Below are 26,400 nucleotides of genomic sequence, written 5' to 3'. Positions count from 1 at the left end.
CTGTTTCTCTCAATCTTGTGTATCTGACATCGGACGCTGACGACGCGCTAGCGCCACGCCCGCACCAACCAGCGCACCTACCGCGCCCCACATCACCATCATAAATGCCCGGCGGGGACTGTCGCGTGAAACCGGCTCTTCCGGCGTACGCAAATAACGGTAGGTCTGGAATTTGCTGTTAAGCGTCGGGCCTGCATCCAGTGTGGTCAGCATCGCTTTATTTTGGTCGTAGCTGATATCAAAGCTCGGCCCGGTTGCTCTCAGGGTTTCTAACTGCCCCTGCAATAAAGGCTGGCCCATTAGAAACAGATCGCTGTCAGCCAGGTTTTCGCTCACCTCACGCGTCTGCTTCTCATTAATGCCCTGCTGGCTGGCAATTTTCAGCGCCTGTTCCAGCCGATGTTGCCGTCGCAGGAATACCGCATTCGCTACGTCTTCCTGACGTTTGACCTGCGCCTTAAGCTGGCTGGTCCGTGCCTGCCACGCCCCCGTTAACTCTGCATTGAGATGGCGTGCAGCGCGTTCACTGGCATAGGCAATATACTGGCGCAGCAAATTGTTCGCATCCGCAGCAGTTTCTGCCTTGAGTTTGACGCTGTCGAAAATATTTCGTGCGCTATCCGCTGGCGTAAACTGAATGTTATCAATCATATCGTCCAACAAGGCAGCATCATTGTGGGCATTGCCGCTTTTTCGCGTTTTATAATAATCGGTTTGCTGCCAAAACTCCCGGCGGGTATCCCAGGATGAGAGCTGCATCAGGAACTCCTGATACACCTCGTCCATCACGGTAGGTGACGCCGTATTTAACGTTAAAGCGTTATTGCGCATATCCAGATTGTTCAGGAACTGTTGCTGGGAATAGTAGGATCCCAGCATATTCACCGTAGGCCGCCCTGTTATCGCGGTCGTGCTCCACACCTGTTTCATCAGCAGCGTTGCTATCCAGGCTACCAATGCAAACACGATTGCACAGCCGACTATCCAGCGCTTTCCACGCCATAGGCTGCAGCCCAGGCCGCGAATATCCAGTTCGTTCTCCACAACGTTAGCGCGCATCAGAGCGTTATCCTTTGTTAAGTCTAATCAAACTTTTCTTTATCAATATCACCAGGAGTATTCATCCGACGCTTAAAGCGCCGTATGCGTCTCGCTATACGCCAGGAGTGTTTCAGGCAATAGCCGTAGGCCATAAACGCTAGCAGAAAAAGGACTAGCATGACCCACTCAGGAACAAACGCGAGGTACTCACCCAACACGCCCACGCCTGCAAGTAAGGCAGCAGCGACAGTTATCAGTACGAAAGCCTGACGCGAGCTAAACCCGGCACGCATTAATAAATGATGAATATGCTGGCGATCGGCAGAAAAGGGACTCATCCCCTTGCGCAGACGGCGGTACATAATGGCGACCATATCCATCAACGGGATGGCTATCAGCCATAATGCGGTCACTGGCGAAATGGGATGACTCAGCCCCTGGGTCGTTTCCAGCAAAATCCAGATAATGGTGAAGCCAATCATCGTGCTGCCTGCATCGCCCATAAAAACTTTATAGCGGCGACCCAGTAAACCCAGATTGAGAATGATATAGGGGAGGATGGCGGCAATCATTGCAAAGCACCACATCGCCAGGCTGTATTGACCATCCAGTGAGAGAATAAGGCCCATTGCGCCAAAGGTCACTGAAGAGAGCCCTCCCAGTAACCCATCAATACCATCAACCATATTGAAAGCATTGATTGCCGCCCAGACGGCAAAGAGCGTTAACACATAACCAAAGGGCCCCACAATTAACTCAACCGGACCAATAATGAATCCCAGGCTCAACAGATAGAGTTTCGCGCCAGCCATCATCACTATAGCCACCGCAGCCTGTATCACGGCACGGATTTTGACGCTGATATCGAACCGATCATCCAACGCCCCGACGATGACTAAAATTGCTGAGCAGGCCAGGTACAACGTGGCATGGGGCAAATAATAGTTAGTGATGGCAAAGGTGAAAGCAATGCCAGCAAAAACAGAAATACCGCCAACCAGTGGGATATCGCCATGATGGCGTTTACGCGAGTTAGGTGAGTCTACCAGACCAACCTTTTTAGCTGCTTTACGAGCAAGGAAAAGAAACACAAGGGAAAAGATAAAAACTAAACCAAGCTCAGTACTCATAGTGAGTAAATTCACGTTAAACGCTCTCAGCTATCATCCTGGAACTCACCATACGCTAAAAATCACGCCTGTTACCGTTCCAGATTCCGAATTCGGCATGAAGAGGTGCACGAACGGTTAATCGTCCACCACTGCCACCGTCATTATTATTACGTCTGCCAGCACTCAATCCTATAGCCCGAAAATAAAAAACGCCACGTCAGAACGTGGCGTCAGGGCTATTTTATGATCTTTTAAAGTAAAAAAACGCCATCTTGCTCAGATGACGCTCTACAGGATCAAGAACGCTTCATCATATCGAAGAATTCGTCGTTGGTTTTGGTCATGGCCAACTTGTTAATCAGGAATTCCATCGCGTCGATTTCACCCATTGGATGGATAATCTTACGCAGGATCCACATTTTCTGCAGCTCTTCCTGAGAGGTTAACAGCTCTTCTTTACGGGTACCTGAACGGTTGTAGTCAATCGCCGGGAAAACACGTTTTTCGGCGATCTTACGTGAGAGATGCAGCTCCATGTTACCGGTGCCTTTAAACTCTTCGTAAATCACTTCATCCATCTTCGAACCAGTATCCACCAGAGCGGTCGCAATGATGGTCAGGCTACCGCCCTCTTCCACATTACGTGCCGCACCGAAGAAACGCTTAGGACGATGCAGGGCGTTGGCGTCCACACCACCGGTCAGTACTTTACCGGAGGCCGGAACGACGGTGTTGTAGGCACGGGCCAGACGCGTGATGGAGTCGAGTAAAATGATGACGTCTTTTTTGTGCTCGACCAGGCGCTTGGCCTTTTCGATCACCATCTCGGCCACCTGAACGTGACGCGAAGCCGGTTCATCGAAGGTAGACGCGATCACTTCACCTTTCACCAGGCGTTGCATCTCTGTCACTTCTTCCGGACGCTCATCGATTAGCAGCACCATCAGCACACAGTCTGGATGGTTGTAAGCAATGCTCTGCGCGATATTCTGCAGCAGCATCGTTTTACCGGCTTTCGGCGGTGCCACAATCAGACCACGCTGACCACGACCAATCGGTGACGCCAGGTCCAGTACGCGAGCGGTTAAGTCTTCAGTTGAGCCATTACCCCGCTCCATACGCAGACGGCTGTTAGCGTGCAGCGGCGTGAGGTTTTCGAACAGAATCTTGTTACGCGAGTTTTCTGGTTTGTCGTAGTTAACTTCGTTAACTTTCAGCAGGGCAAAGTAGCGCTCACCTTCTTTTGGTGGACGGATTTTGCCGGCGATGGTGTCACCAGTGCGGAGGTTAAAGCGGCGAATTTGGCTGGGAGAAACGTAGATGTCATCAGGACCGGCGAGGTAGGAGCTGTCTCCAGAGCGGAGGAATCCAAATCCATCCTGCAATATCTCCAGCACACCATCACCGAAGATGTCCTCGCCGCTTTTCGCGTGCTGCTTCAGGATTGAGAAAATAATGTCCTGCTTGCGCATACGAGCCTGATTTTCCAGCCCCATATTCTCGCCGAGGGTAATCAGCTCAGAAACCGGCGTATTCTTTAATTCGGTAAGATTCATATTGATGGGTTCTTAAACTCGGGGTAATACTCGAAATGTTTGTCGTGAATGGTATGGCAGTTAGTCCATGCCTGTTCTGTTAATGACTTTTTCAACTCTTCTCAACGATCATCGTCTTGAATAATGACTGGGAGCGAGGAGACGGTCGACTTAGTCAGAGTAGAGCTAGTCGTTAGATTGCTAAACCGCTGGTAGGTACAGTATGACAGGGTCTAACAAGAGAAAACTTTGAATGCTAACTACAAGGTATGTTCATAGTGCAGTGAAAATAAGTTAGCACGCTTAAAAGCGAACGTCCAGCAGCAGGCAAAAATTTAACCACTGCCGGACGCCCGGCCCGATTACGCCAGGTTGGCGTTCAGGAACTCTTTTAACTGACCTTTGGACAATGCGCCCACTTTTGTCGCAGCGACTTCACCGTTTTTGAACAGCAGCAGCGTCGGGATGCCGCGAATGCCGTATTTAGGCGCAGTGCCTGGGTTATCGTCAATATTCAGCTTAGCGATGGTCAGTTTGCCATCATACTCTTCTGCAACTTCATCAAGGATTGGCGCGATCATTTTACAAGGACCACACCATTCAGCCCAGAAATCTACCAGTATAACGCCGTCGGCTTTTAGCACGTCGGTGTCGAAACTGTCATCGGTCAGATGAACGATTTTATCGCTGCTCATGTTTTACTCCACAAGATTGTGCCTGGCGAATTGGCGTAATATAAACCAATGTTGGTTGACTTTATTTCATCGGATACGCTTTCGTAAAGCGATAGTAAGCTGATATTCTACCACACTATGAGCAAAACACACTTAACTGAACAGAAGTTTTCCGACTTCGCCCTGCACCCTCTGGTGGTGGAAGCCCTTGATAAAAAAGGGTTTCATAACTGCACGCCTATCCAGGCGTTAGCACTGCCGTTTACGCTTTCAGGGCGTGATGTCGCAGGTCAGGCGCAAACCGGTACCGGCAAAACGATGGCGTTTTTAACGTCAACGTTTCATCATCTTCTCTCTCACCCTGCTCCAGAGGGCCGCCAGGTTAACCAACCTCGCGCTTTAATTCTGGCCCCAACCCGTGAACTTGCGGTGCAAATTCACGCCGATGCTGAACCACTGGCGGCATCAACCGGCCTTAAATTAGGTCTGGCTTACGGTGGCGATGGCTACGACAAACAGTTAAAAGTACTGGAAAACGGTGTCGACATTCTGGTGGGTACCACCGGCCGTTTAATCGATTACGCCAAGCAGAATCACGTCAATCTCGGTGCCATTCAGGTCATGGTACTGGACGAAGCCGATCGCATGTTCGATCTCGGCTTTATAAAAGATATCCGCTGGTTGTTCCGTCGCATGCCTGCGGCCACGCAACGCCTGAGCATGCTGTTCTCCGCCACGCTCTCTTACCGCGTGCGTGAGCTGGCATTCGAGCACATGAACAGCGCCGAATACGTTGAAGTTGAACCTGAGCAAAAAACCGGTCATCGCATTAAAGAAGAGCTTTTCTACCCTTCGAATGAAGAGAAAATGCGCCTGTTACAGACGCTGGTAGAAGAAGAGTGGCCTGACAGAGCAATCATTTTTGCGAATACCAAGCATCGCTGTGAAGACATTTGGGGCCATCTGGCTGCAGACGGTCACCGGGTCGGCCTGCTGACGGGTGACGTGGCACAGAAGAAGCGTTTACGTATCCTGGATGACTTTACCAAAGGCGATATTGATATTCTGGTCGCGACCGACGTTGCGGCTCGTGGCCTGCATATTCCTGCGGTGACGCACGTATTTAACTATGACCTGCCGGACGATCGCGAAGACTATGTTCACCGCATTGGCCGTACGGGACGTGCAGGCGCAAGCGGTCACTCCATCAGCCTGGCCTGTGAAGAGTACGCATTAAACCTGCCCGGTATTGAAGAGTACATTGGTCACAGCATTCCGGTGAGTAAATACAACAGCGACGCGCTGTTAACTGAATTACCGCCACCGAAACGTCTGACGCGCAATCGCTCAGGCAACGGTCAGCGTCGCGGAGGCAACAATACCGGCCGTCGCGGTGCACCCCGTCATAGCAACCGTAAACGTTCGGGTTAAGTTGACCATGCTAAGCGCATCGACTCTCTATGCTGCAATTGATTTAGGCTCTAACAGCTTTCATATGCTGGTCGTCAGCGAAGTGTCAGGAAGTATCCAGACCATCGCCAAAATCAAGCGCAAGGTGCGCCTGGCAGCAGGCCTGGATAAATCCAATTGCCTGTCCGCCGAAGCCATGGCCCGGGGCTGGCAATGTCTGCGGCTTTTCTCTGAACAGCTTCAGGATATTCCTCCCGATCAAATTCGGGTAGTGGCAACCGCCACGTTACGCATTGCCGCTAATGCGCAGGCGTTTCTTGATAAGGCGCAACAGATTCTGGGTTGCACCATCAATGTGATTAGCGGCGAAGAAGAAGCGCGTCTGATTTATCAAGGCGTAGCACATACTACCGGGGGTTCCGATCAACGCCTGGTCGTGGATATCGGCGGTGGCAGCACAGAGTTAGCCACCGGCGATGGCTCCCATGCCAACGTGTTGTTTAGCCTGCAGATGGGCTGTGTCACCTGGCTGGAGCGATTCTTTGGCGATCGCCACCTGGCTAAAGAGAATTTTGACCAGGCTGAAGAGGCTGCCAAAGCGATGCTGAAACCTGTTGCCGGAGAACTGCGCAAACAGAGCTGGCAGGTGTGCGTTGGTGCGTCCGGAACCGTTCAGGCCCTGCAGGAAATCATGGTCGCCCAAGGCATGGATGAGCGCATCACCCTGAGTAAGCTACAGCAGTTAAAACAGCGGGCCATTCAGTGCGGCAAACTTGAAGAGCTTGAAATCGAAGGCCTGACGCTGGAGCGGGCGTTAGTGTTTCCAAGCGGTTTGTCCATTCTTATCGCCATCTTTCAGGAACTCAATATTGACAGCATGACGCTGGCCGGCGGCGCGCTGCGCGAAGGGCTGGTGTACGGAATGCTGCACCTGCCTGTCGATCGGGATATTCGCAGCCGCACGCTGCAAAATGTGCAGCGCCGGTTCAATATTGATGTCTGCCAGGCAGACAGAGTCCGGCAGCTAGCGGAAAGTTTTTTTCGCCAGGTCAGTGTTCACTGGAAACTGGATCAGCGCTGTCGGGAGCTTCTGCTAAGCGCCTGTGCGATTCATGAAATCGGGCTGAGCGTCGATTTCCGTCAGGCACCGCAGCACGCGGCCTATCTGGTCCGCCACCTTGATCTTCCGGGTTTCACCCCAGCGCAGAAAAAATTGCTGGCCTGTTTACTGCAAAATCAAAGTGGCAGCATCGACCTTGCGCTACTCACGCAACAAAACGCCCTGCCGCCGCGGCTGGCCGAGCGTTTGTGCCGTCTGCTACGGCTGTCCATTATCTTCTCGACTCGGCGTCGTGATGACACGTTACCCGCCGTTCGTATGCAGGCGGATGATGAAGCACTGCACGTTACGTTACCGGCGGGCTGGCTGGAAGCACATCCTCTGCGGGCCGAGCTGCTCGAACAGGAAAGCCACTATCAGTCCTATGTTCACTGGTCGTTAACGCTTTCCTGATCCCGTCTGCGACGGATTAGCTCTTTTTCGCCTTTTCCAGCATTGCACGCAACCCGGCCACCCGACTCTGGCCGGTTTTCATGCGCTCCTCTGCACTAACCACTTTGCGCTCGGTTTCCCACACTACGTCGTCCTGCGGCAGCTCCAGCAGAAAGCGGCTGGGTTCAGGGCGGATGAGCTCACCATACTGACGGCGCTCCCGACACAAGGTAAACGTCAGCTCTTTCTGCGCGCGGGTAATGCCAACGTAGGCCAGACGGCGCTCTTCCTCAATGTTGTTCTCATCGATACTGCTCTGATGCGGCAACAGCCCTTCTTCCATGCCGACCAGAAACACGTAGGGGAACTCCAGCCCTTTTGAGGCATGAAGCGTCATCAGCTGTACCTGATCAAGCTCTTCGTCGCTCTCACCGCGCTCCATCATGTCGCGCAGCGTAAAGCGGGTGACAACCTGCGCCAGCGTCATCGGCTCATCCAGATCGCTACCCTCCAGCATTTCCGTCATCCACTGAAACAGCGTATTGACGTTTTTCATCCGCATTTCAGCGGCTTTGGGGCTGCCCGATGTCTCAAACAGCCAGCTTTCGTAATCGATGCCGCGAATCAGATCGCGCACGGCATTAACCGGTTCACGCTCACTGAGCTGGATAATGTCGTTGAGCCAGTGGGTGAAGCGCTGCAGATGTTCAAGGCCGCGCCCCGTCAGCGTTTGCCCAAGGCCCACATCAAAGCTGGCGTTAAACAGGCTTTTATTGCGGATATTGGCCCACTCACCGAGTTTTTGCAGCGTTGCCGGACCAATCTCGCGCCGTGGCGTATTCACAATACGCAAGAAAGCGCTGTCATCATCGGGATTGGTCAGCACCCGCAGATAAGCCAGCAGGTCTTTGATCTCAGGACGAGAGAAAAACGAGGTCCCGCCTGAAATGCGATAGGGAATGCGGTTCTGCATCAAGAATTTTTCGAACACGCGGGACTGATGATTACCGCGGTACAGTATCGCGTAATCTTTATACTGCGTTTTATTGATAAAGTGATGGGCAATGAGTTCGCCCGTTACCCGTTCGGCCTCATGTTCTTCGCTATTGGCACTCAGCACCTTGAGTTCACTGCCCAGACCCAGTTCAGAAAAAAGACGCTTCTCAAACACATGGGGATTATTGGCGATCAAAATATTCGCGGCTTTGAGAATACGCTGTGAAGAGCGGTAGTTTTGCTCAAGCTTGACCACCTCCAGCGCCGGAAAATCCTCATTAAGCAGGACCAGATTCTGTGGCCGGGCACCGCGCCAGGAGTAAATCGACTGATCGTCATCTCCTACAACGGTAAAACGCGCACGGGTGCCGACCAACAGCTTCACCAGTTCGTACTGACTGGTGTTTGTGTCCTGATATTCATCCACCAGCAGGTAGCGAATACGTTGTTGCCAGCGCTCGCGGACGTCCTGATTACGCTGTAGCAGAAGCGTAGGCAACAGAATGAGGTCGTCAAAATCCAGCACGTTACAGGATTTGAGATGCCGGTCATACAGGGCATAGCAATGGGCAAACACGTTATCCCGCTCCGAGCGGGCCAGCGCGGCCGCCTGCGGCGGATCAACCAGATCGTTTTTCCAGTTCGAAATGGTAGAAATGAGCTGCTGCAGTAACGTCTTGTCCTCTTCCAGCCACTCGCTGGTGAGGTCTTTGAGTAACGCCAACTGATCCTGATCGTCGAACAGGGAAAAGTTGGACTTCATGCCCAGCGCCACATATTCGCGCTTGATGATTTCCAGACCCAGCGTGTGAAACGTGGAGATCATCAGGCCGCGCGCCTCTTTGCGCCCCAGCGTTTGCGCCACGCGCTCTTTCATTTCGCGTGAGGCTTTATTGGTGAAGGTCACGGCGGCGATATGGCGGGCCTGATAGCCACACTCACGAATCAGATGCGCGATTTTGTTGGTGATTACGCGGGTTTTTCCCGAGCCAGCGCCTGCCAGCACCAGACAGGGACCGGTAACAAATTCGACGGCTCGTTGTTGGCTGGAGTTTAAACGCATCGGGACATCGCTCTGTTGAAATAAGATACCGATTTCAAACCGCAAGCCGGCATGTACAGGCTCAGTGAACAGGTGCGGTAAACGCATCTGCGATTTGAAAAGACAGGTTTATAATGGGGGACGATTATACACAACAGAGACATTATCATGGCGAAAACTGCCGCAGCTTTACATATTCTGGTGAAACACGAGGCACAGGCAATCGCCCTGCTGGAAAAACTGCAAAAAGGCGAAAACTTCCAGCAGCTTGCCCGCAAGCATTCTGTGTGCCCTTCTGGTCGGAACGGGGGAGATTTAGGCGAGTTTCGTCGGGGAAAAATGGTCGCGGCTTTTGATAAAGCGGCATTCACCTGCCCGTTGCTACAACCTTTCGGGCCGGTGAAAACCGCTTTTGGTTATCACATTATCAAAGTGCTCTATCGCAACTGATCACTTCTTCTTCATCTGCTGCAGGACCCGGCTGCACTGATTCTCGTCAGTATCACTGGGTGAAATCAGCGCCAACAGCGCTGCCGCAGGCCCGACCACAGCACCTAATGCCACCGCCGCCGCCCCGCGTGCCAGTAAGGGACCGGTTTTCACGCCAGCGTCCGGATGCTTGAAGGTGCCCCGAACATACAAGGGCGAGCGCAGGGTCACGATTCGGATGCCTTTACTTTCTGGATTGACTGAAAGATCCAGCCGCTCGTTGGCAAAGTTCGCGTTGCCTGACACGTTAATGACGGCATTTTCCGTATCGAACACGAACAGGTTTGGCGTGGCCAGACCGTTTTGCAGTTTAAGATCGGTGGCCGCACAGTTAATACGAACTTCATCATCACCAAACAGCTTACCGACCAGATAGTTGCCGACGTTGAGTCCGGCAATTTCCATCAGGTTGCGGCTGATCAGTCCGTCGTTCATCAGCAGTTTCAACTGACCGTTGCTGGTTGCCAGCAGGTCAGCAACGGAGTTGCCGGTGCCGGTCAGGCTGGCATCGCCGTTCAGCTGCCCAAGGCTGTTTTGCATTGCCTGTACGTCGGGGAACAGCTGGCGCAGGCGAAGTTTACGGGCATGAATATCGGCCCGGCCCCGCATCGGTGAGCGATTCCCTTCCAGGCGGATGGTGCTGTTCAGATTACCGCCCGCCATACCGAAACGGAGTGGATCAAGCAGCAGGTTTCCGTTATCGAGCTGCAAATGGGTATAAAGATCGCTCAACGGTAGTGAACTGCTGTGTTCGATGCGCTTGCCGCTAAACTTCACATCCGCATCCATAACGTCCCAGCTTTTGGTGTCGAACCTGTCGTGAGGCAGAACGCGATCCGCAGGCTGTACGGTTTTTTCACCGCGTTTTGCCTTGGCCTGTTCGGTTTTCTCGCTGCCCTTGCCCGAGTTAACGCCGATCAACGGGCCCAGATCCGCCATACGTAACTGATCCGATCTGAGTTCACCGACCAGTTTTGGCCGTGGCTTGCCCTGGCTGTAGGTCAGAGAGCCATGAATATCGCTGTCGCCAATATGACCATTAAATCCCTGGTAACGAAAAACGGCGCCGTCTTTGCCGGTAAATTTGGCAATCAGGCGGCCATCGGTTTCATAAGGCGGGGTATCCGGTAACAGAACGCCGGTCAGACCATAGAGGTTTGCCAACGTATCGCCAGAAAAACGTAGACGCACGTCCAGCCCGCCCAGATTCAGGGGATCCTGAACGCCGCCGGTCAGCTGTACGCGCGTGCTACCGTTCCGAACGTCTGCCTGAATCGGGAACGCTGTGGTCTGACTACGCAGGGATAACATGCCGCCAATCTTGCCCTGCCCCGTGAGTTTTTCATTGTGGTAGCTGCCGCTTGCCTGCCAGCCAAAGACAAAATCATCCGCGCCTTGTTGTTTATCGTCTCCGCCCGCGATTTGTGAATAGGGCACAGGCTTGCCGAGCGGGTTAACCTTCAGCGTGACATCGCCCTGGTTAACGGCATCGCGGTAGAGAATGGTGCCCTGATCGAACAGAATATTATCGAGACGAAATGACCAGGCTGAAGGTGGCGCATTGTCATCTTTGCTGTCGCTGTCAGCGAGGGTAAAGGTCCAGTTGTTTTTCTTATCGGCGGTCTGAATCAGGCGGGCATCAGGCTGCTGCAGTTTTATCCACGGGATAAAGACTTCTTTGTGCAGTAGGGCCAGCGGGGCAAGTGTGGCGTCCACGCGTTGCAGGTGGATCATGGTCACGTCAGGAATATCAGGGGGATTGCCCAACATAATGTCTTCGGCGTGCAGATGAGGCCAGGGTAACCAGCCGCGCCATCCGGGTTCTTCAGGGTTACGCTGCCATGCGACGCCCAAATCCCCCCGAATGGCAAAGGGACGGTTAAGTTCCGCAGACACTTTCTGATTAATAGTGGGTTTCAGGCGATTCCAGTCGAATGTTGCAATGACTATCACTACAACGACGATCAGCAATACAACAATCCCGCCAATCCAGCTTACAATTTTTCCGGCGCGTGACATTAGGCTTCCTCCCTGCTCTTTCACGGTCTCCGTTAAAGATAGTCGAGAGCGCGCGGGAAGGGATCAATCAAGCTGGACAGGAAGGCTTTCCAGTTCGGAAAAGGGAGCAGGACGAGAAAAAAAATACCCTTGAGCCGCCATCGCCGGGGACGATTTAACCTGATCCCACTCCTGTTGCGTCTCAACGCCTTCAACAATCACGCCGTTGCAGTAACGATTTATCAGCGACAACAGCATGGGAAAAAGTATCCGGCCTTCATCTGACGCACGTAAGAGAATAAAAAGTTCACGTGACAGCTTAATGTAGTCGTATTTAAGCTCGGTCAGTGCAGAGAAGTTCGCCATGCCCGAACCGAAATCATCCAGCCACAACGGCCCCAGTTCAGGCATTTGCGCGACCATCTCCTCCTGAGGCAGGACGTGGTGCTCGGTCAGCTCAAAGCGAACCCAGGGTAAACGGGTAATCAGACTGCGAATCGGTACATGGTTTTGTATCAACGACAACGAAGGGCCGTCAATATTCACTGATGCCATGACGTTATTGCGACCAAAGAACGATTCCCACTGGGTGAGTAATTCTAACTGCTCCTGAACAATAACAAGGCGTTGTGCTATTTCCAGCTCAGAAAAATAGGCTTCAGGAGACAGTTTCTTCTCTGGTTCAGACGGATGTGTGATGGCCGTCAGCAGTTCAATCGCCAGCAGTTGCCCCGAAACCTTATAGATGGGCTGAAAGGTATAGCTGCGTTGACACTGTTGCCAGATGAGACGTTTTTTTTGCTGCGGATTGATGTCAATTGAAGAAGGTAGCCATTGACTAAAATTCTCCATAACCATGGTCTTTTCCTGGTTGATAGTAAGCGCCTTCATCTGGCGGCCTGGCAGCGTTTATCGTTTAACATTCGACAACTTAGTGAAAACCCGGCCACGTTGAAGCAACGAGTCTACGCCTCTTTTAGTGCGACAATCGCCGAAACAAGCCGCTTTATCGGGTTAATTATCGCTTTACCTCACCCTAAATTAAATTAAAACGCTGTTTTAAAAAGTTGACGATGACGCTAACAAACGCGAGACTGAAGCAAATGTAAACTACAGGCCTTAAACCATGACGCATAAAAAAATCGCCGTTATCGGTGAATGCATGATTGAACTGTCCGAAAAAGGCGACAACATTAAACGCGGCTTTGGCGGTGATACGCTCAATACGGCCGTTTACCTTGCCCGACAGGTCGATCAACACAAAATCCGGGTGGATTACGTGACGGCGCTGGGAAACGATCCCTTTAGCGCACAGATGATCGCCCGCTGGCAGCAGGAAAACGTGCATACCGACCTGATCCAACGCCTTGAGGATAAAATGCCCGGTCTGTACATGATCCAGACAGACGACCAGGGCGAGCGCACATTCTGGTACTGGCGCAATGACGCGGCGGCACGCTACTGGCTAAATGGCCCTCTGGCAGAAGACATTTGCCAGCAGCTGGAACATTACGACTACCTTTATCTCAGCGGTATCAGTCTTGCTATCCTGACTGACGCCAGCCGTGCAAAGCTCATGCAGCTGCTGGCAAACTGCCGCAAAAACGGAGGCAAGGTGATTTTCGATAATAATTACCGGCCTCGCCTTTGGAAAGACAATGCCAGCACTCGCCAGGCCTATCAAAAGATGCTCGACAACACGGATATTGCCTTCCTGACGCTGGATGACGAGCATCTGTTATGGGGCGTGCAGCCTGTCGAAGACGTCATTGCCCGGGCACGTCAGGCAGGCGTTAGCGAGATCGTCATCAAGCGCGGTGCGGAATCCTGCCTGATTGCCGCGGAAGACCAGCCTGTTAGAGAGGTTCCGTCAATCATGCTGGCTAAAGAAAAGATCATTGACACCACGGCGGCGGGCGATTCGTTCAGTGCGGGCTATCTGGCTAAGCGTCTGGTTGGCGCCTCGGTCGAGGAGGCCGCCCAGCGTGGTCATCTCACTGCCAGCACGGTTATTCAGTTTCGTGGGGCGATTATTCCGCAGGAAGATATGCCTGCATAATTGCTCTGTCGCGTGGCCAGGGTGAGACGAGTATCCTGGCCATGCCTGACTGTAAACAGAGTCAGTATGAATCGCATCAATCTGGTCTGCCTGGGCGGGCGTTATAGGGAAAATCCCTGGCCTTTTATAAAGGCATCGGTTTTAAAACGCAGGTGACTGAGCAGAATCCGCCCATTGTGTTTTTCAATCATGCCGGCACCAGGCTTGAGCCTTATCCGCTGCAAAATCTGGCAAAAGATATCAATGAAAGCCATCCGCCTGCGCTGGCTTACGGCGGGTTCAACGGGATTACTTTTGCCATAAATGTTAAGTCAGAGCAGGAGGTCGATGATCTCATGGCTTTGGTACAACATCACGGCGGAACCAGGTCAAGCCGCCACAAAAAGTCCACTGGGGCGGCTACAGCGGCTATTTCCGCGATCCCGACGGCGATTACTGGGAGATTGCCTGGGCATCATTCTGGAAGTTTGACGATCGGGATATGCTCATTATCGATGAAAGCCCATAGCCATCGCGTTCTGGCGCGGCGCAGCCCGTGCCAGACTTCCCGCTTGCACAGCGATTAACCGCGCAGCAACACATCACTTTCTTTAAATAAAAACACGATAAATATGTCCTCCGTTTCCGTCATGGCAAAAGGAAAATCCATTCATTTTACTTAAGTCAGCCAACCCGTTTTCTTCCTGCTTTATCCTGCCCTCGTCCGTTAATGCTGGCTAATCTTAATTCATTTTTATTCCTTTAAAATTATCGGCTTAGCACCATGTTCAGCATGCCAGGCATAGTCTGAATCTCGGCATTTTAGCGGTTTTGAGTTGGACGATTAGGCCAAAACAGGCCATCTTTTAAACAGCGACAGCAGGATGCTGTTTTCACGGCCGCGAACAAAACAACGACAACATCTCTCGCATCAGGACACAGCTATGAATACTGAAATCATTAATATCTGGCCTAATGGTGATGCGCCCGGTGCCAGCGATTCTCGCGCTCAGCCACAAATCGTCGATACGGCAAAAGAGTACGAACCCTACGATCGCGTGGCAACCGGCGTTCGCTGCCCGGAAATGGCTATCTGGCATCCTGTGGAATCCAACGGGATTACGCTCCTGGTCGCGCCCGGCGGTGGCTACCATCGCATCATGATTGACCGTGAAGGCAGCGCGCTGGCAACCTTTTTCACCTCTATGGGTTACACCCTGGCCGTCATGACCTATCGCCTGCCCTATGACGGACATCATGAAGGACCAGATGCTCCACTCGCCGATGCGCAGCGAGCCGTGCGCGTCCTGCGTGAGCGGGCGCAGCGTGGGCTGAACGGCAAATACATTGTTATGATGGGTTTTTCGGCTGGCGGCCACGTTGCCGCAAGTCTCGGCACGCGGTTTGCGGAGAAGATTTATCCCGTTCAGGACAACGCAGAGAATTTTTCGCCTCGTCCGGACGCTATGGTGCTGGTTTATCCTGTGATCAGTATGCGTGATGGCCTGGCCCATGAAGGCTCGCGCACCCGTTTATTAGGCGCATGGCCTGACCAGAAAGCGATTGATGCCTATTCACTCGAAACCCGGGTGCACAACCAGGTGCCGCCGACCTTGCTGATTCATGCCGCCGATGATGATGCCGTCCCGGTGAATAACAGCATGGTGTTTTTCAGCGCATTACGGGAACACAATGTTCCCGTCGAAGTGCATTTTTACCAGAAAGGCGGGCACGGTTTTGGCATCCGTGGCGTCGCGGATTTGCCCCTCGCCAGTTGGCCAATGTTAGTGACCGAATGGCTCAGGGCAAAAACCTGATGGATCAGGAGGTCGGTGGCGCTGCATCACCGGCAGCGTTACTGTCCGGCTGGCTGACGTCCCCGCCTGCCGCTGGTGCAGATGCTGTCGCAGGCAACGTCATCAGCTTATCCCAGCCCGTTTTAAGGCTCTTAACGTTGGTTTCTGATTCACCTTCCGGTTGAATCAGTACCATCATTAACTCCTGACTAAGTTGCTGCCGCAACTCCTGATTGAGCTGATCGCGCGTCAGGCCGGAGAGAAAATCCTGCCGCAGCTTTTGATACTGCTCCGGGGCAATATCTACCACTGAATTGCGCTGCGATCGTAAACGCTGGCTAATCAGCACGTCAGTATCTGTGCGCGCGTAGGTTGTGAACAGCTTATTCAGCTCCAGAAGTTTTTGGGCCATCAGGGCATCAAACTCTTCCTGTGGCAAACCGTTATCGCGCACGGCAGCCAGCTCGCGGGCAACCAGGTTCATATTCTGTTCCAGGCTGTCATTGCGCGTATCCATATTAATGGAACACTGCGCACGCTGGTAAAGCACCCGACAGTCAAATCCCACCTGCACACCCTGAACTTTTTTATTGCTCATCGCGCGCTGCACGTGCCAGAACAGCGCTTCGCGCGCCAGATCGCTACGCCAGTAACGCTGCAAGTTCTGTGAGTCCCGGATGGGCTGCCACGGCGTATCCCAGACAAGGGACAGGCGATCCTGCGCTAACGTGCCGCTGACCAGATTAACCGGATCATGCGGTAAAGGAGACAAGGTGGGCATGGATGCAGGGGCGCTGCGCTTGCCTTCCAGCGGTGAAAACGCTTTGTTGATTTGTTCGGAAAGGTTACGGCTGTCGACATTGCCGACGACATAAAGTGTCATGGCATCTGGTGTATACCACTGCTGGTAGAAACTTTTCAGCTGCGCGACGTCAACGGGGGCACGCGGCTTCTCAGCCGGATCGTGCGCTAGCAACGCCGATCCTTTCAGCCGATAGCGCCACCAGACATCCTGAGTATCCGCAGGCCAGGTTCTTACCGGATCGGAAGCGGACAGGGCTGTATCGACAACCTGATTGGTAATCGCCATATCACCCGCCGTGGCCGCCAGCCAGTTCAGGGCTTCTTTCAGTAACTCAGGGCGGTTATTGGGCAGGCTTAAATTGTATTGCGTGTAATCATACGATGAAATAACCGGCGGCAGAGGCCGCTGTGGATCGATACTCTGCTGCCATAATGCGCGCTGCTGATTCGTATCCAGGGCGGTATTGTGTACCAGCGCCAGGCGTGACAAAAGGTGGCTAAAACCGGTTTGCTGGGCGCTTTCCACCAGTGAACCGGTATTAACCACCATGCGTAACTCAATGCGATCGCTTGGCCGTTGCGGTGTTGCCAACAGTTGCCAGTTAAATCCGTTGTCCAGTCTTCCCTGTTGCCAGGCTGGATCAGGTTGCAGCGTTTCTGCCGGCGCACCGTAACTGGTCGCTGCCAGTACTAATCCACCAACCAAAAGCCGAATTCTGGTGCCCTGCATGTGAACCCCTACTCAAACAATTCAAAAATCGTTATCACTGGCGCGTTTAGCCGCGTTTATAAGCAAACCGGACATGGCCGATTCGCGCTGCCGATCATTAACAACAGGTTTGACCACAGGAAGACCGGGATGTCACGCAACGAAGTGAAAAACGTTGAAAAAAACAAGTGGGGTTTATTATCCAAATGCCCGCTGTCAGGGCAAGTGACAGCGGGCATTTGAGAGGATTAAATCACATTCAAAGGTTAAATCGCAGATTCTGAGGGATTTTCTGCCTTATTTTTGCCCGCCAGCGTGTCACCCAGCTGTTTTTTATCCAGCTGATCAACCCATTTTGCCACCACCACCGTGGCGACGCCGTTACCGACCAGATTGGTCAGCGCACGCGCTTCGGACATAAAGCGGTCAATACCTAAAATCAGCGCCAGGCCAGCAACCGGTAAATGTCCTACTGCTGAAAGCGTTGCCGCCAGCACAATAAACCCACTGCCCGTTACCCCGGCTGCGCCCTTGGAAGACAGCAGCAGCACGACCAGCAGCGTAATTTGATGGAAGATATCCATGTGGGCATTGGTGGCCTGGGCGATAAAGACAGCCGCCATCGTCAGGTAGATTGAGGTTCCGTCCAGGTTAAAGGAATATCCTGTTGGAATCACCAACCCCACCACGGACTTCTTACAACCCAGCCGTTCCATCTTATCCAGCATACGTGGCAGTGCAGATTCCGATGAAGAGGTGCCCAGTACAATCAGCAGCTCTTCTTTGATATAGGCAATGAATTTAAAGATGCTGAAGCCACCGAAGACGCGAGCGATGAGTCCCAGCACCACCACCACAAACAGAATACAGGTGATATAGAAGCAGATAATCAGCTGTCCAAGCTGGACCAGTGAACCTACACCATATTTACCGATGGTAAAGGCCATGGCACCAAATGCCCCGATAGGCGCAAGGCGCATGATCATGTTGATGATGCCAAAAATCACTTTGGAGAAGCTTTCGATCACGTTGAAAATTAACGTGCCCGTGTTGCCCAGACGATGCAGCGCAAAACCGAACAGGACGGCAAATAACAGGACCTGCAAAATGTTACCGCTGGCAAAAGCACCAATCACGCTGCCCGGAATCACATCCAGTAGGAAGGCAACGATGCCTTGCTGCTCGGCCTGCTGGGCATAAATGGCCACAGCTTTCGCATCCAGCGTCGCGGGATCAACGTTCATGCCCACACCAGGCTGTACAACGTTAACCACGATCAGACCGATAATCAGCGCAATAGTACTGACGATTTCAAAATAGAGCAGCGCAACCGCACCCGTGCGGCCGACGGCTTTCATGCTTTCCATCCCGGCGATACCGGTCACCACCGTACAGAAAATCACAGGCGCGATGATCATTTTGATCAATTTAACGAAGCCATCCCCTAACGGCTTCATTTGGGTACCTAAATCTGGATAGAAATGGCCCATAAGTACGCCGATAGCAATGGCGACCAGAACCTGGAAATAAAGGCTTTTAAATAGTTTCATAAACAGGTATCCACTAACGAATAGGGTAATGTTGTCGGATTTTTTATTGTGACTGGCTGGCGAGGCAGGCCGGGCCAGACAGTGGACAGAAAATAACACTCTGTTTACGTGATTAATACAGGGCTGCAAAGTCAGGGGAAATGATACAAGCGTAATTCTGAACTGAAACGCTTCAGCAAGGGGTTTTGTAACTAAAATTCTTGCAAAATCAAGGAATCAGAGGGTTAATCCTCCGGTTGAGGTGAGGGAACCCATTGCGCATTGAACTGAGCCAGCGGCAGGGCTTCAGAGTAGAGATAACCCTGACCAATCGTGATACCACGCGCAAGCAGCCAGTCACGCTGCTCACAGGTTTCCACCCCTTCAGCAATCACATCCAGATCGATAATATCCGCAATGGCCGCAACGATGCGCACCATGGTGTCATCTTCAGGTAAGGCGGCCACGAAGCTGCGGTCCATTTTAAGCTTATTGACTGGCAATGACTTAAACTGGTGCAGATAGTTCAGGTTGGAATAGCCCATCCCAAAGTCATCAAGCGCGACGGCAACACCGGTTTTTTGCAACATTCTCAGCAGAGAAATAGCCTGCTCGGCATCGCCAATCTGCGCGGTTTCGGTAATCTCCAGCACCAGAGAACCGGGCGCAATGCGATGCCGCTCAAGCAGAGCGTGCAAATGGCTGACGATGCTGGCATCGCGTAACTGTACGGCAGAAATATTGATACTCAGCGGCACCGTTAAGCCCTGACGCTGCCAGCCCGCCAGAATGCGACAGGCTTCCTCAACGACCCAACGGCCAATGGCGGAAATCACCCCGATCTCTTCAGCACTGGCAATGAATTCTTCGGGTAAGCCATAGCTGCCGTCGGCCTGACGCATGCGTAACAGCGCTTCCGCACCGGCTAACCTGCCGGTCTGCATATCGATTTGAGGCTGCAGATAAAGGGCAAACTGTTCGTCGTGCAGGCCTTGTAAAATATCATGTTCCTGGGTCAAGCGTTTTTGCGCACGCTCGGTTAACGCGGCATCAAAAAACAGGATCTGATTCTTGCCCTGACGGCGTGCTGACATCATGGCCGAGGTCGCTCTGTCCAGCATCTCACCGGCGCCCATCGACTCGCCCTCTTCACCTAATGCCAGGCCGATGCTGGCGTTAGGCCGTAGCTGCAATTGATGCAGATTGACGGGCTGGTTTAGGCGAATCATCAGATTACGGGCCAGACGCAGGGCGCGAAACGGGTTATTGGCCGATTTCATCAACAGAACGAAATCGCTGGTTGTGGTCTGCGCTAAGACAGTGTGGTCATCAATGGTGCTGCGAATTTTCTCGACCAGCGTCAACATCAGCGTATCGCGCTGATCGTCGCTTAATACGCCATTGGCTTCCTGCAGCGTTTCAATGCGAATGACCATCAAACTAAAAGGCTGTCTCCGGGAAGAGATAAACTGGTCCAACAGTGCTAAAAACAATGCCCGGTTAGGCAGATCGGTAACGGCAAAGTGCGTCGTTAACCGGCTCATCTCATCGTGGATGGACTCCAGCACGTGTTGATTGCGGTTATAACTGCGAATCAACATACCAATTTCATCGTCGCGATGATCGGCAGGCAGGGTGAGTTTGTGCGTCAGGATTGACTGGGGCGGCAACTCCTGGATCTCACGCGAAATTCGCCGCAGTGGATGCACCACTAACCGGTTGATGCACCAGCTGATCGAGACCGACAGTATCAGCGCCAGCAGTAGGTAGGTGATGATCATCGTCGAGAGCGTGCTCAGGATAAACTGATAAACACGCGTTGAATTGGCCTGTAACACCAGATAGGCCAGCGGCTTAGGTAAGCCAGTATGTTCCACCGAATAGAGCGGTAGCGTGATTTGCACCGGCAGCTCAAACAGACGGGCCACCAGCCTGGGAATCGGCTTTTCGTTTTCAAAATTCGCGTGGAGCGCCTGAAAAGCATTGGGCAACACCACATCCGCGCGCGATAAGATGCCTGCCGGCTTAAGAGAGTGAAGAATGCGTTCGGCCTGGGGAATATCGGCTTTCAGGACGGCTTCAGACAGCGGCTGACGCACGGTATGCGCGATATTCTCCATTTGCTGGGCGTAGTCGATCCTGCGCTGCTGCACAAAATGGAACAGTTGAATAACGATAAAAATGCTGATGGTGACCGTCGCAATCAGAGAAACGGCTGCCATCTGTTTTATCGTCAGTGATCGGCTTACGCGCAAAAATTTTACTCCCGGCTCGCTAAGAGCGTAGATATCCGTCTGGAAAAGCGCGTCAAGTATATCCTATTGCAGTGTTATTTTGTGGCTTAAGGGGGCGGAAGCAGACGATTCAGAAAGGAGGAAGTAACAAAAAGAGAGTTGCCTCAGCAGCATCCCCTCAATGTGGAACCGTGAAGGAATGCTGCCGTCTGTGTTCAGGCCACGATCAACGCTTTTCCTGATAAGCCATCCAGGTCAGTAACTGCAGGCTGGCAGAAAAGTAGTTCTGCTCAGGAGACAGTTTGTCACTCAGGTAGCCTGTTTCGTTGAGCACCAAATCACGTACCGCCAGCAAGCCGCCTTCCAGATGGTAAGGCGCCGCCGTATTGGCCAGCACATCAAACCAGGCCGGCGTATTCATACGACCATAGCCCTGCCAGAGTCGCTGGAAAGGCCCCAGCGCCAGGCTTTGCGGATCGTACCACCAGATATTCAGCGGCACGCGGATGGCATCGTAACTAAAGCGATTTGAATAACCCACCGCGGGCGCGACGGAGCCGTCGGCGTTCAGCGCGACCCAGTCAAGCGGCAGATCGCTGTTGCCAAAATGCATCTTGCCCAGCAGCGCCATCCCGCCGTCAATCAGCTTGTTCCAGACCTGCAAATGGCTGCGCTGGCCGAACTCCTGCCAGGCGACAAACAGGAAATAAGAGGGATTCAAAACCACATAGCTGTTCTTATTGAATCCCTGCGCGCCCGGCATCATTACGGTGTAGCCACCGAAGTTCGTCACATCGAGTTTGACTATCGCACGCTGAATGCGGTCCGATTCCTGCTGATAATCGCTTGCATTCCATTTTTGCGCAGCCCGTTGCAACGCCCATGCAATCAGCACATCGCCATCGGACGCGTTATTTTTATCCGCGACAGGATCCTGTGCATCAGGAATGTAGCGCCAGTAGAACAGATCGTTTTGCGGATTGCGCAGGTTCGTGCGCGTCCACTTCCAGAGTTTATCGAAGGTCGCGCGATCGTTATAAGCAACCGCCAGCAACATGCCGTAACCCTGGCCTTCCGTGTGACTGACATTATTATTTGCCGTATCAATAATGCGTCCGTCTGACTGAAGAAAGCGGCTTTTATAGGTATCCCAACCACTTGCCATCGCCTGGGTGCTGAAAAACATCATAAACAAGACCAGAATACCGGACCACACTGGCTTAACTCTCATCAGAGCACCTTATTGATATCGAAAATGCATGGTATGACCATCGTTCAGCTCCAGCACAACCGGTACGGTTTTACTGCCGCCTTGGCCCTGAAGCCAGCCAGAAAACATCCCCGCCAGGATGGCGCTCAATGCCGCCTGCCAGTGAGCGACCGACTGTGTGCTGTCGCCGACAGGCAGAGCATGATGCTTAATCAACAGGGCGTTTTCCTGCGGCTGTAACTGCACAAATCCCCAACTGAACCGGGCCAGCTGCAGGTTCACTTCTCGTTCGAAATCCTGCACCGTACGCGATTCAGGTAAAGGATAGCGTGTCGCCAGCGATTCGCCCATGCTGTGCAGAAACGCCTCCGCCTGCTCCTGGCCTGCGTTGGCGATCATTCCTTCGACCATAACGCTGACCAGATCAAACCAGCCAGGCTGATACGGGTGGGTCATCCCGCTAAATGCTTCACTCATTACTTCTCTCCGAATAAATAACGGAAATAGAGCTGCGCCGTGCTCTCGTTATAGTCACCAAAGGTGTCATAACCCAGCTGTCCGCCAATCGTGACATCTTTATCAATTTTGTAATCCGCGCCCGCATGCAGGTTATAACCTACACCGTTTTTACTGTTGCCTTCATAGAAGGCGCTTTTCACATTGCCATTGGCAGCCAGCTGCTCCAGCTGCGCCTGACGGCCCGCATCGCCCGGGAAATAAGCACTCTTATCCTGACTGTAGCTCTGGTAACCCACTGCGCCGCCAATGTTAACTTTAAGATCGTCAAACGTGCGTGAGAAGTCGACTGGGAAAGAAATCGACGCATAGTCCTGCGGGCTGAAATAACCGCCCTGACCATAGCTAAAGTAGCTGAGGTTTTTCGAGAAATTCATCCAGGACAGGCTCATGCCGACCTTTAGTTCACGATCGTCAGCATAGAAAGGACGGACATAAACACCCGCATTGGCTTGCAGGTTATTGTTACTGGCCACGTTATTCCCCACGTAGCTGTAAGCGCCTGCCCCGACAAATAATCCGGCATCGCCGTTGTCATAACTCAGAAGCGCATTGCCGCCGTTTTTGGTGACATTACCCCAACGTTTGCCGCTGGATTTGTCTTCCGCGCCAACGTAAGACAGCAGGCTGTCGGTAATAGCCCGGCGCTCACCGGTCAGAATCAGCGTCAGGAAATCCGTGAGTTTCGGCGACCATTGCACCCCTCCCACCAGCGTATTGAGATCCTGGCCCAGTGGCGTGCTGCCCAGATCGACTTTATAGCTGTCGCCCTGAAGGGCAAGATTCAGCTCCACACCGGATGCGCTTTGCGAATCAGTTGTGGCAGTCGGGACATCGTCAACTTTGGCAAGACCGGCCGCGACCACTTTGCCCTGCTCCAGCGCATTCGTGCCAAAGCGACGCCAGGCATCGCCTGCACCGCTACCCGCCGTGAGTGAAACGGGTGTCATGGTAAAGTTGAAACGCGCATCGCCAAAGGGCACGGTAGAGAAGGTCAGCGGTGCTTTGGCTTCCGTTAACTGACTCAACCCTGACTCACCGTCACGCCCGCGCACCTGCACGGTGCCCTGCGCCCAGGTGCCGGTCTTTTCCTGCAACGTCTCCATCATGGCGTCAACATCGTGCAGCGTCTGAGCCTGCTGAGAGGAAACCGTGTTGGCACTGGCCAGGGTGCCCTCCTGCGCGCCCTCTGCGGATACCGGCGCAACCTGCCACGGCAGCACGGTGCCATAGCTGGACGGCGTGCGCCCCACGGGCGAGGTACTGCGATTGATAAAGGGATTGTCGGCCAGGGCCAGTCCGCCAATGGTCGGCGTGGCACCCGGCTGTGCGCCTTGCAAACCAATAATCTGACCGCGCGCCGAGCGTAGATAGCGCATGGCCTGCATGTGATCGCCATTGGCCTCGGCGACCTGCGCCAGGAGCAACTGACGCTGTGGCGTCTGGCTAGACGTCAGTCCTTTTGCCAGCTCATTGGCACGCTGCACGTTATTTTGTGCCAGCGCGACATTGATTGCGCCAACGCGCGCATCCTGGGATGGCGTATCCTGGGTCATCAAATAGTCGTAGACGACGCCCGCGTCTTTATTCATTTTGCCGTCCTGATACAGACGGGCCATGGCGAACATCAAATCACGGTTCTGCGGATCGCGCTGCAGTGCACCAATCAGCTTATCGTAGGCAGCTGCATACTGCTTCTGCTGTCGCAGCCGATCAACGTCGTTAATCAGGTAACCTTCACGTATCTCTGCCAGCTGCTTTGGTGTACTGCGTGTCTGCAGTTCGGGCAGGCTAAGAAAACGTTGTGCCTCATTGTCCAGCCCGGCCTGATTCAGTACGGCTATCTGAGCGGCATAATCTCCGGCATTCCCCTGAACACCGCGCTGCATATTTCCGCGAACCACCGCCACCGCACTGTTGATATCGCCGGCCTTGGCCAGCTTTTGTGCCAGGTTCCCGGCATCAACAGGATTATCAGGCGGATTCACCGCCAGCGCTTTCAGCGTGTTTGCCGCTGCGGCATTCGATCCTTGCGCCAGATACTGGTCGGCCGTGGCCATTTGCAAATTGAAATTCACACGCTGCGCCAGTTCCCGCATATCACGGTTTTGCTCGCGGGCAGGGATACCCGCCAACAGGGAACTTGCCTGCTGCCAGGCTCCACTTTCACTGGCGTTGATAGCGCCCGCATAGCGTTCCGTGGTGCTGGCACCACTCCGCATCACCGGCTGCATGACGCCTGCCGCCAGCAGGGTATTCCCTTGCTGGCGATAAAGGCGGGCGAGGTCGAGGCGTAACCAGCCATCCTGCGGATAACGCTGGATACCTTGCTGCAGGGTGGCAATCGCGGCATTGATATTGCCTGCCGCGACCTGACGTTTCGCCTGCTGGCGAATCGGATCAACGCTGCTGCCTCGCGGCGCCACACTTTGCCTGACGCTTTCCGGCAATGAGGCCAGTAACGTATTGGCTTCAGCGCTGCGGTTCTGCTGACGCAGCACGTAGAACAATCCTTCGCGTGCGCTCCGGTTATCGGGATCGGTTTTCAGAATCGCGCGGTAAGCCTGCTCTGCCTGATCGGGCTGATTACTGCGGCGCAAAATATCGGCACGGAATAAGCCGGCCGCAACGCCCTTCTCACCTTCGGCATGCGTCAGCGGTTCGCTCAGCGCCAGTGCCTGCGCGCTGTCGCCATTTTTAAAGGCCTGCTGGGCGCTGGCTAACTGCGCATAAAAACGCGCATCAGCAGCCTGCTTCTGGCGATCGGCGCTTTGATCGCCACCCAGTTGCGCGGCGCGCTGCAGATAATCCGCTGCGTCCTGATAACGGCCTTCTCGCTGCGCGACGTATCCCATCCCGGCCAGCGCATCCGCATCCTGCGGGTTAGCCTGTAACACTTTGCCGAAATTGCTTTCTGCCGTGTTCACGTCGCCGCTGTTAAGCGCGCTAAATCCCGCGCCTTTTTCGGCTCCGCCCACGTTCTTGCGGTAATAGTCCATTACCGCATTATCCTGGGGATGTCGCTGCTGCCAGGTCTGGTAAAGCGAGGCATCCGATGCCTGTGGACCCAGCCACAACAGCGCCTGACGAAGAGAACGATCGGCATCCTGATTGCCACTTGCCAGCGTACTCAGCAAGTCAATGCCTTCACGTCGGGTCGAGTCCTGATAAGTCAGCGCCTTGCCCAACGCCAGTTTGGCCCCCGTATCCTGAGGATGCTGGGCTGAAAACTCGCGCAACGCTTCAATCGCCTGTGGCAGCAGCGTGCGATCGCCGGCCATGGTCAGATAATATTCGGCAGCCACGCTGGCGGGCGGTTCGTTGCCGCTAAAGGTATTGCGCCAGGTCTGCAAGGCCGCCGCAATATTTCCGCTTCTGGCCTGCTGACGGGCCAGCGAGAGTTGCGCCTGGGGAATCGTCTGCAACTGACGGGCATTATCCAGTTCAGCAAGGTGCGGATTGTCAGGTGAAACCTGACTGAGACGCGTGCGATACTGCATCGCTCCTGCGTTGTCACCGCTTTGTTGCGAATAGAGCGCCAGCAGATAAAGCGCCTGAGTATTGTTCGGCTCAACCATGAGCACTTTTTGCAGTGACGCTTTCGCCAGGTCGTCATGAGCCTTTTGATGCCAGTAGGCCGCCTGATCAAAGAGCGCCTGCAAGGCCGGGTTGCTGCTCTCCGCCGCCTGCAATGGCAAAGACAGCGAGAGCGCCCCGCCCAGTAACAACGCACGACAGATACCGGCACTGATTTGGTTTTTATTCATTATGATGA

At 53.5% G+C, this 26,400-nt stretch carries 19 protein-coding genes; 6 read left to right on the top strand and 13 right to left on the bottom strand.

Annotation, left to right across the window (positions count from 1 at the left end; genetic code table 11):
* Nucleotides 1-9 precede the first annotated feature (9 nt).
* The 4 genes from wzzE to trxA all read right to left on the bottom strand — a co-directional run bounded on the left by wzzE (nt 10) and on the right by trxA (nt 4,383).
* Nucleotides 10-1,059 carry an ECA polysaccharide chain length modulation protein gene (gene wzzE, locus ACPXSQ_RS19515; RefSeq protein ID WP_013024053.1) on the bottom strand — a complete coding sequence of 350 codons (1,050 nt, stop codon included), beginning with the start codon at nt 1,057-1,059 and terminating at the stop codon, nt 10-12.
* Nucleotides 1,060-1,082: 23 nt separating this feature from the next.
* Complete coding sequence (gene wecA / locus ACPXSQ_RS19510) at nt 1,083-2,171, bottom strand: UDP-N-acetylglucosamine--undecaprenyl-phosphate N-acetylglucosaminephosphotransferase (protein WP_014595000.1); 1,089 nt, start codon at nt 2,169-2,171, stop codon at nt 1,083-1,085.
* A 278-nt stretch (nt 2,172-2,449) separates the two neighbouring features.
* Complete coding sequence (rho, locus tag ACPXSQ_RS19505; RefSeq protein ID WP_006121431.1) at nt 2,450-3,709, bottom strand: transcription termination factor Rho; 1,260 nt, start codon at nt 3,707-3,709, stop codon at nt 2,450-2,452.
* A gap of 341 nt (nt 3,710-4,050) precedes the next feature.
* Nucleotides 4,051-4,383, bottom strand: coding sequence for a thioredoxin TrxA (gene trxA / locus ACPXSQ_RS19500; RefSeq protein ID WP_006121430.1), 333 nt, complete (start codon nt 4,381-4,383; stop codon nt 4,051-4,053).
* A gap of 117 nt (nt 4,384-4,500) precedes the next feature.
* Here trxA and rhlB point away from each other — a divergent pair, with 117 nt between their 5' ends.
* Both rhlB and gppA read left to right on the top strand, forming a co-directional pair.
* A complete protein-coding gene (rhlB, locus tag ACPXSQ_RS19495; RefSeq protein WP_013024051.1) occupies nt 4,501-5,793 on the top strand; it encodes an ATP-dependent RNA helicase RhlB in 1,293 nt (430 codons plus the stop codon).
* Between the two features lie 7 nt (nt 5,794-5,800).
* Nucleotides 5,801-7,285, top strand: a complete 1,485-nt coding sequence (gene gppA, locus ACPXSQ_RS19490) for a guanosine-5'-triphosphate,3'-diphosphate diphosphatase (RefSeq protein ID WP_014594999.1) — start codon at nt 5,801-5,803, stop codon at nt 7,283-7,285.
* 16 nt (nt 7,286-7,301) lie between these two features.
* Here gppA and rep read toward each other — a convergent pair whose 3' ends face one another.
* The gene (gene rep, locus ACPXSQ_RS19485) at nt 7,302-9,323 is read right to left on the bottom strand and encodes a DNA helicase Rep (RefSeq protein WP_029569329.1); all 2,022 of its coding nucleotides are present in this window, start codon (nt 9,321-9,323) and stop codon (nt 7,302-7,304) included.
* A 147-nt stretch (nt 9,324-9,470) separates the two neighbouring features.
* Between rep and ppiC the strand changes: the two genes are divergently transcribed.
* The gene (gene ppiC, locus ACPXSQ_RS19480; protein ID WP_105092027.1) at nt 9,471-9,752 is read left to right on the top strand and encodes a peptidylprolyl isomerase PpiC; all 282 of its coding nucleotides are present in this window, start codon (nt 9,471-9,473) and stop codon (nt 9,750-9,752) included.
* On the opposite strand, the gene ACPXSQ_RS19475 is transcribed toward ppiC, so the two are convergent.
* Both ACPXSQ_RS19475 and pdeH read right to left on the bottom strand, forming a co-directional pair.
* Entirely contained in the window at nt 9,753-11,810 is a 2,058-nt protein-coding gene (locus tag ACPXSQ_RS19475) for an AsmA family protein (protein ID WP_105092028.1), read from the bottom strand.
* A gap of 63 nt (nt 11,811-11,873) precedes the next feature.
* Nucleotides 11,874-12,647 (bottom strand): cyclic-guanylate-specific phosphodiesterase, encoded by a 774-nt coding sequence (pdeH, locus tag ACPXSQ_RS19470; RefSeq protein ID WP_105092029.1) that lies wholly within the window; start codon nt 12,645-12,647, stop codon nt 11,874-11,876.
* A gap of 268 nt (nt 12,648-12,915) precedes the next feature.
* Between pdeH and ACPXSQ_RS19465 the strand changes: the two genes are divergently transcribed.
* From ACPXSQ_RS19465 to ACPXSQ_RS19455, 3 genes are all read left to right on the top strand, one after another.
* Nucleotides 12,916-13,848: a sugar kinase gene (locus tag ACPXSQ_RS19465; RefSeq protein WP_014594997.1), complete on the top strand. Its 933-nt coding sequence runs from the start codon at nt 12,916-12,918 to the stop codon at nt 13,846-13,848.
* A 176-nt stretch (nt 13,849-14,024) separates the two neighbouring features.
* Nucleotides 14,025-14,414: a hypothetical protein gene (locus ACPXSQ_RS19460; protein ID WP_238492872.1), complete on the top strand. Its 390-nt coding sequence runs from the start codon at nt 14,025-14,027 to the stop codon at nt 14,412-14,414.
* 357 nt (nt 14,415-14,771) lie between these two features.
* Nucleotides 14,772-15,644 (top strand): alpha/beta hydrolase, encoded by an 873-nt coding sequence (locus ACPXSQ_RS19455; protein ID WP_014607005.1) that lies wholly within the window; start codon nt 14,772-14,774, stop codon nt 15,642-15,644.
* Between the two features lie 4 nt (nt 15,645-15,648).
* On the opposite strand, the gene ACPXSQ_RS19450 is transcribed toward ACPXSQ_RS19455, so the two are convergent.
* The 6 genes from ACPXSQ_RS19450 to ACPXSQ_RS19425 all read right to left on the bottom strand — a co-directional run bounded on the left by ACPXSQ_RS19450 (nt 15,649) and on the right by ACPXSQ_RS19425 (nt 26,392).
* Nucleotides 15,649-17,157 (bottom strand): M16 family metallopeptidase, encoded by a 1,509-nt coding sequence (locus ACPXSQ_RS19450; RefSeq protein ID WP_013024042.1) that lies wholly within the window; start codon nt 17,155-17,157, stop codon nt 15,649-15,651.
* A 245-nt stretch (nt 17,158-17,402) separates the two neighbouring features.
* The gene (locus ACPXSQ_RS19445) at nt 17,403-18,692 is read right to left on the bottom strand and encodes a dicarboxylate/amino acid:cation symporter (protein WP_170934936.1); all 1,290 of its coding nucleotides are present in this window, start codon (nt 18,690-18,692) and stop codon (nt 17,403-17,405) included.
* A gap of 218 nt (nt 18,693-18,910) precedes the next feature.
* A complete protein-coding gene (gene hmsP / locus ACPXSQ_RS19440) occupies nt 18,911-20,920 on the bottom strand; it encodes a biofilm formation regulator HmsP (protein WP_105087902.1) in 2,010 nt (669 codons plus the stop codon).
* Between the two features lie 205 nt (nt 20,921-21,125).
* On the bottom strand, nt 21,126-22,130 hold the full coding sequence (locus ACPXSQ_RS19435) for a glycosyl hydrolase family 8 (RefSeq protein WP_014607007.1): 1,005 nt from the start codon (nt 22,128-22,130) through the stop codon (nt 21,126-21,128).
* A gap of 9 nt (nt 22,131-22,139) precedes the next feature.
* Nucleotides 22,140-22,586: a cellulose biosynthesis protein BcsD gene (gene bcsD, locus ACPXSQ_RS19430; protein ID WP_013024038.1), complete on the bottom strand. Its 447-nt coding sequence runs from the start codon at nt 22,584-22,586 to the stop codon at nt 22,140-22,142.
* A complete protein-coding gene (locus ACPXSQ_RS19425; RefSeq protein ID WP_014594992.1) occupies nt 22,586-26,392 on the bottom strand; it encodes a cellulose biosynthesis protein BcsC in 3,807 nt (1,268 codons plus the stop codon). Before ACPXSQ_RS19425 ends, bcsD begins: the two co-directional genes overlap by 1 nt.
* Nucleotides 26,393-26,400: the final 8 nt, after the last annotated feature.

Origin of the sequence: Pantoea sp. EEL5 (genome assembly GCF_049892805.1) — a bacterium.
Classification (GTDB): Bacteria; Pseudomonadota; Gammaproteobacteria; order Enterobacterales; family Enterobacteriaceae; genus Pantoea; species Pantoea ananatis.
The sequence above is the reverse complement of the archived record's forward strand: the minus strand, read 5'-3'. Positions and strand labels throughout refer to the sequence as shown.

Coding starts and splice junctions, on each gene's coding strand:
- bcsD (WP_013024038.1), bottom strand. CDS start 22,586: ATGAGTGAAGCATTTAGCGGGATGACCCACCCGTATCAGCCTGGCTGG.
- wecA (WP_014595000.1), bottom strand. CDS start 2,171: ATGAGTACTGAGCTTGGTTTAGTTTTTATCTTTTCCCTTGTGTTTCTT.
- pdeH (WP_105092029.1), bottom strand. CDS start 12,647: ATGGTTATGGAGAATTTTAGTCAATGGCTACCTTCTTCAATTGACATC.
- rho (WP_006121431.1), bottom strand. CDS start 3,709: ATGAATCTTACCGAATTAAAGAATACGCCGGTTTCTGAGCTGATTACC.
- ACPXSQ_RS19465 (WP_014594997.1), top strand. CDS start 12,916: ATGACGCATAAAAAAATCGCCGTTATCGGTGAATGCATGATTGAACTG.
- wzzE (WP_013024053.1), bottom strand. CDS start 1,059: ATGCGCGCTAACGTTGTGGAGAACGAACTGGATATTCGCGGCCTGGGC.
- ACPXSQ_RS19455 (WP_014607005.1), top strand. CDS start 14,772: ATGAATACTGAAATCATTAATATCTGGCCTAATGGTGATGCGCCCGGT.
- ACPXSQ_RS19450 (WP_013024042.1), bottom strand. CDS start 17,157: ATGCAGGGCACCAGAATTCGGCTTTTGGTTGGTGGATTAGTACTGGCA.
- trxA (WP_006121430.1), bottom strand. CDS start 4,383: ATGAGCAGCGATAAAATCGTTCATCTGACCGATGACAGTTTCGACACC.
- ppiC (WP_105092027.1), top strand. CDS start 9,471: ATGGCGAAAACTGCCGCAGCTTTACATATTCTGGTGAAACACGAGGCA.
- gppA (WP_014594999.1), top strand. CDS start 5,801: ATGCTAAGCGCATCGACTCTCTATGCTGCAATTGATTTAGGCTCTAAC.
- ACPXSQ_RS19475 (WP_105092028.1), bottom strand. CDS start 11,810: ATGTCACGCGCCGGAAAAATTGTAAGCTGGATTGGCGGGATTGTTGTA.
- ACPXSQ_RS19435 (WP_014607007.1), bottom strand. CDS start 22,130: ATGAGAGTTAAGCCAGTGTGGTCCGGTATTCTGGTCTTGTTTATGATG.
- ACPXSQ_RS19425 (WP_014594992.1), bottom strand. CDS start 26,392: ATGAATAAAAACCAAATCAGTGCCGGTATCTGTCGTGCGTTGTTACTG.
- rhlB (WP_013024051.1), top strand. CDS start 4,501: ATGAGCAAAACACACTTAACTGAACAGAAGTTTTCCGACTTCGCCCTG.
- rep (WP_029569329.1), bottom strand. CDS start 9,323: ATGCGTTTAAACTCCAGCCAACAACGAGCCGTCGAATTTGTTACCGGT.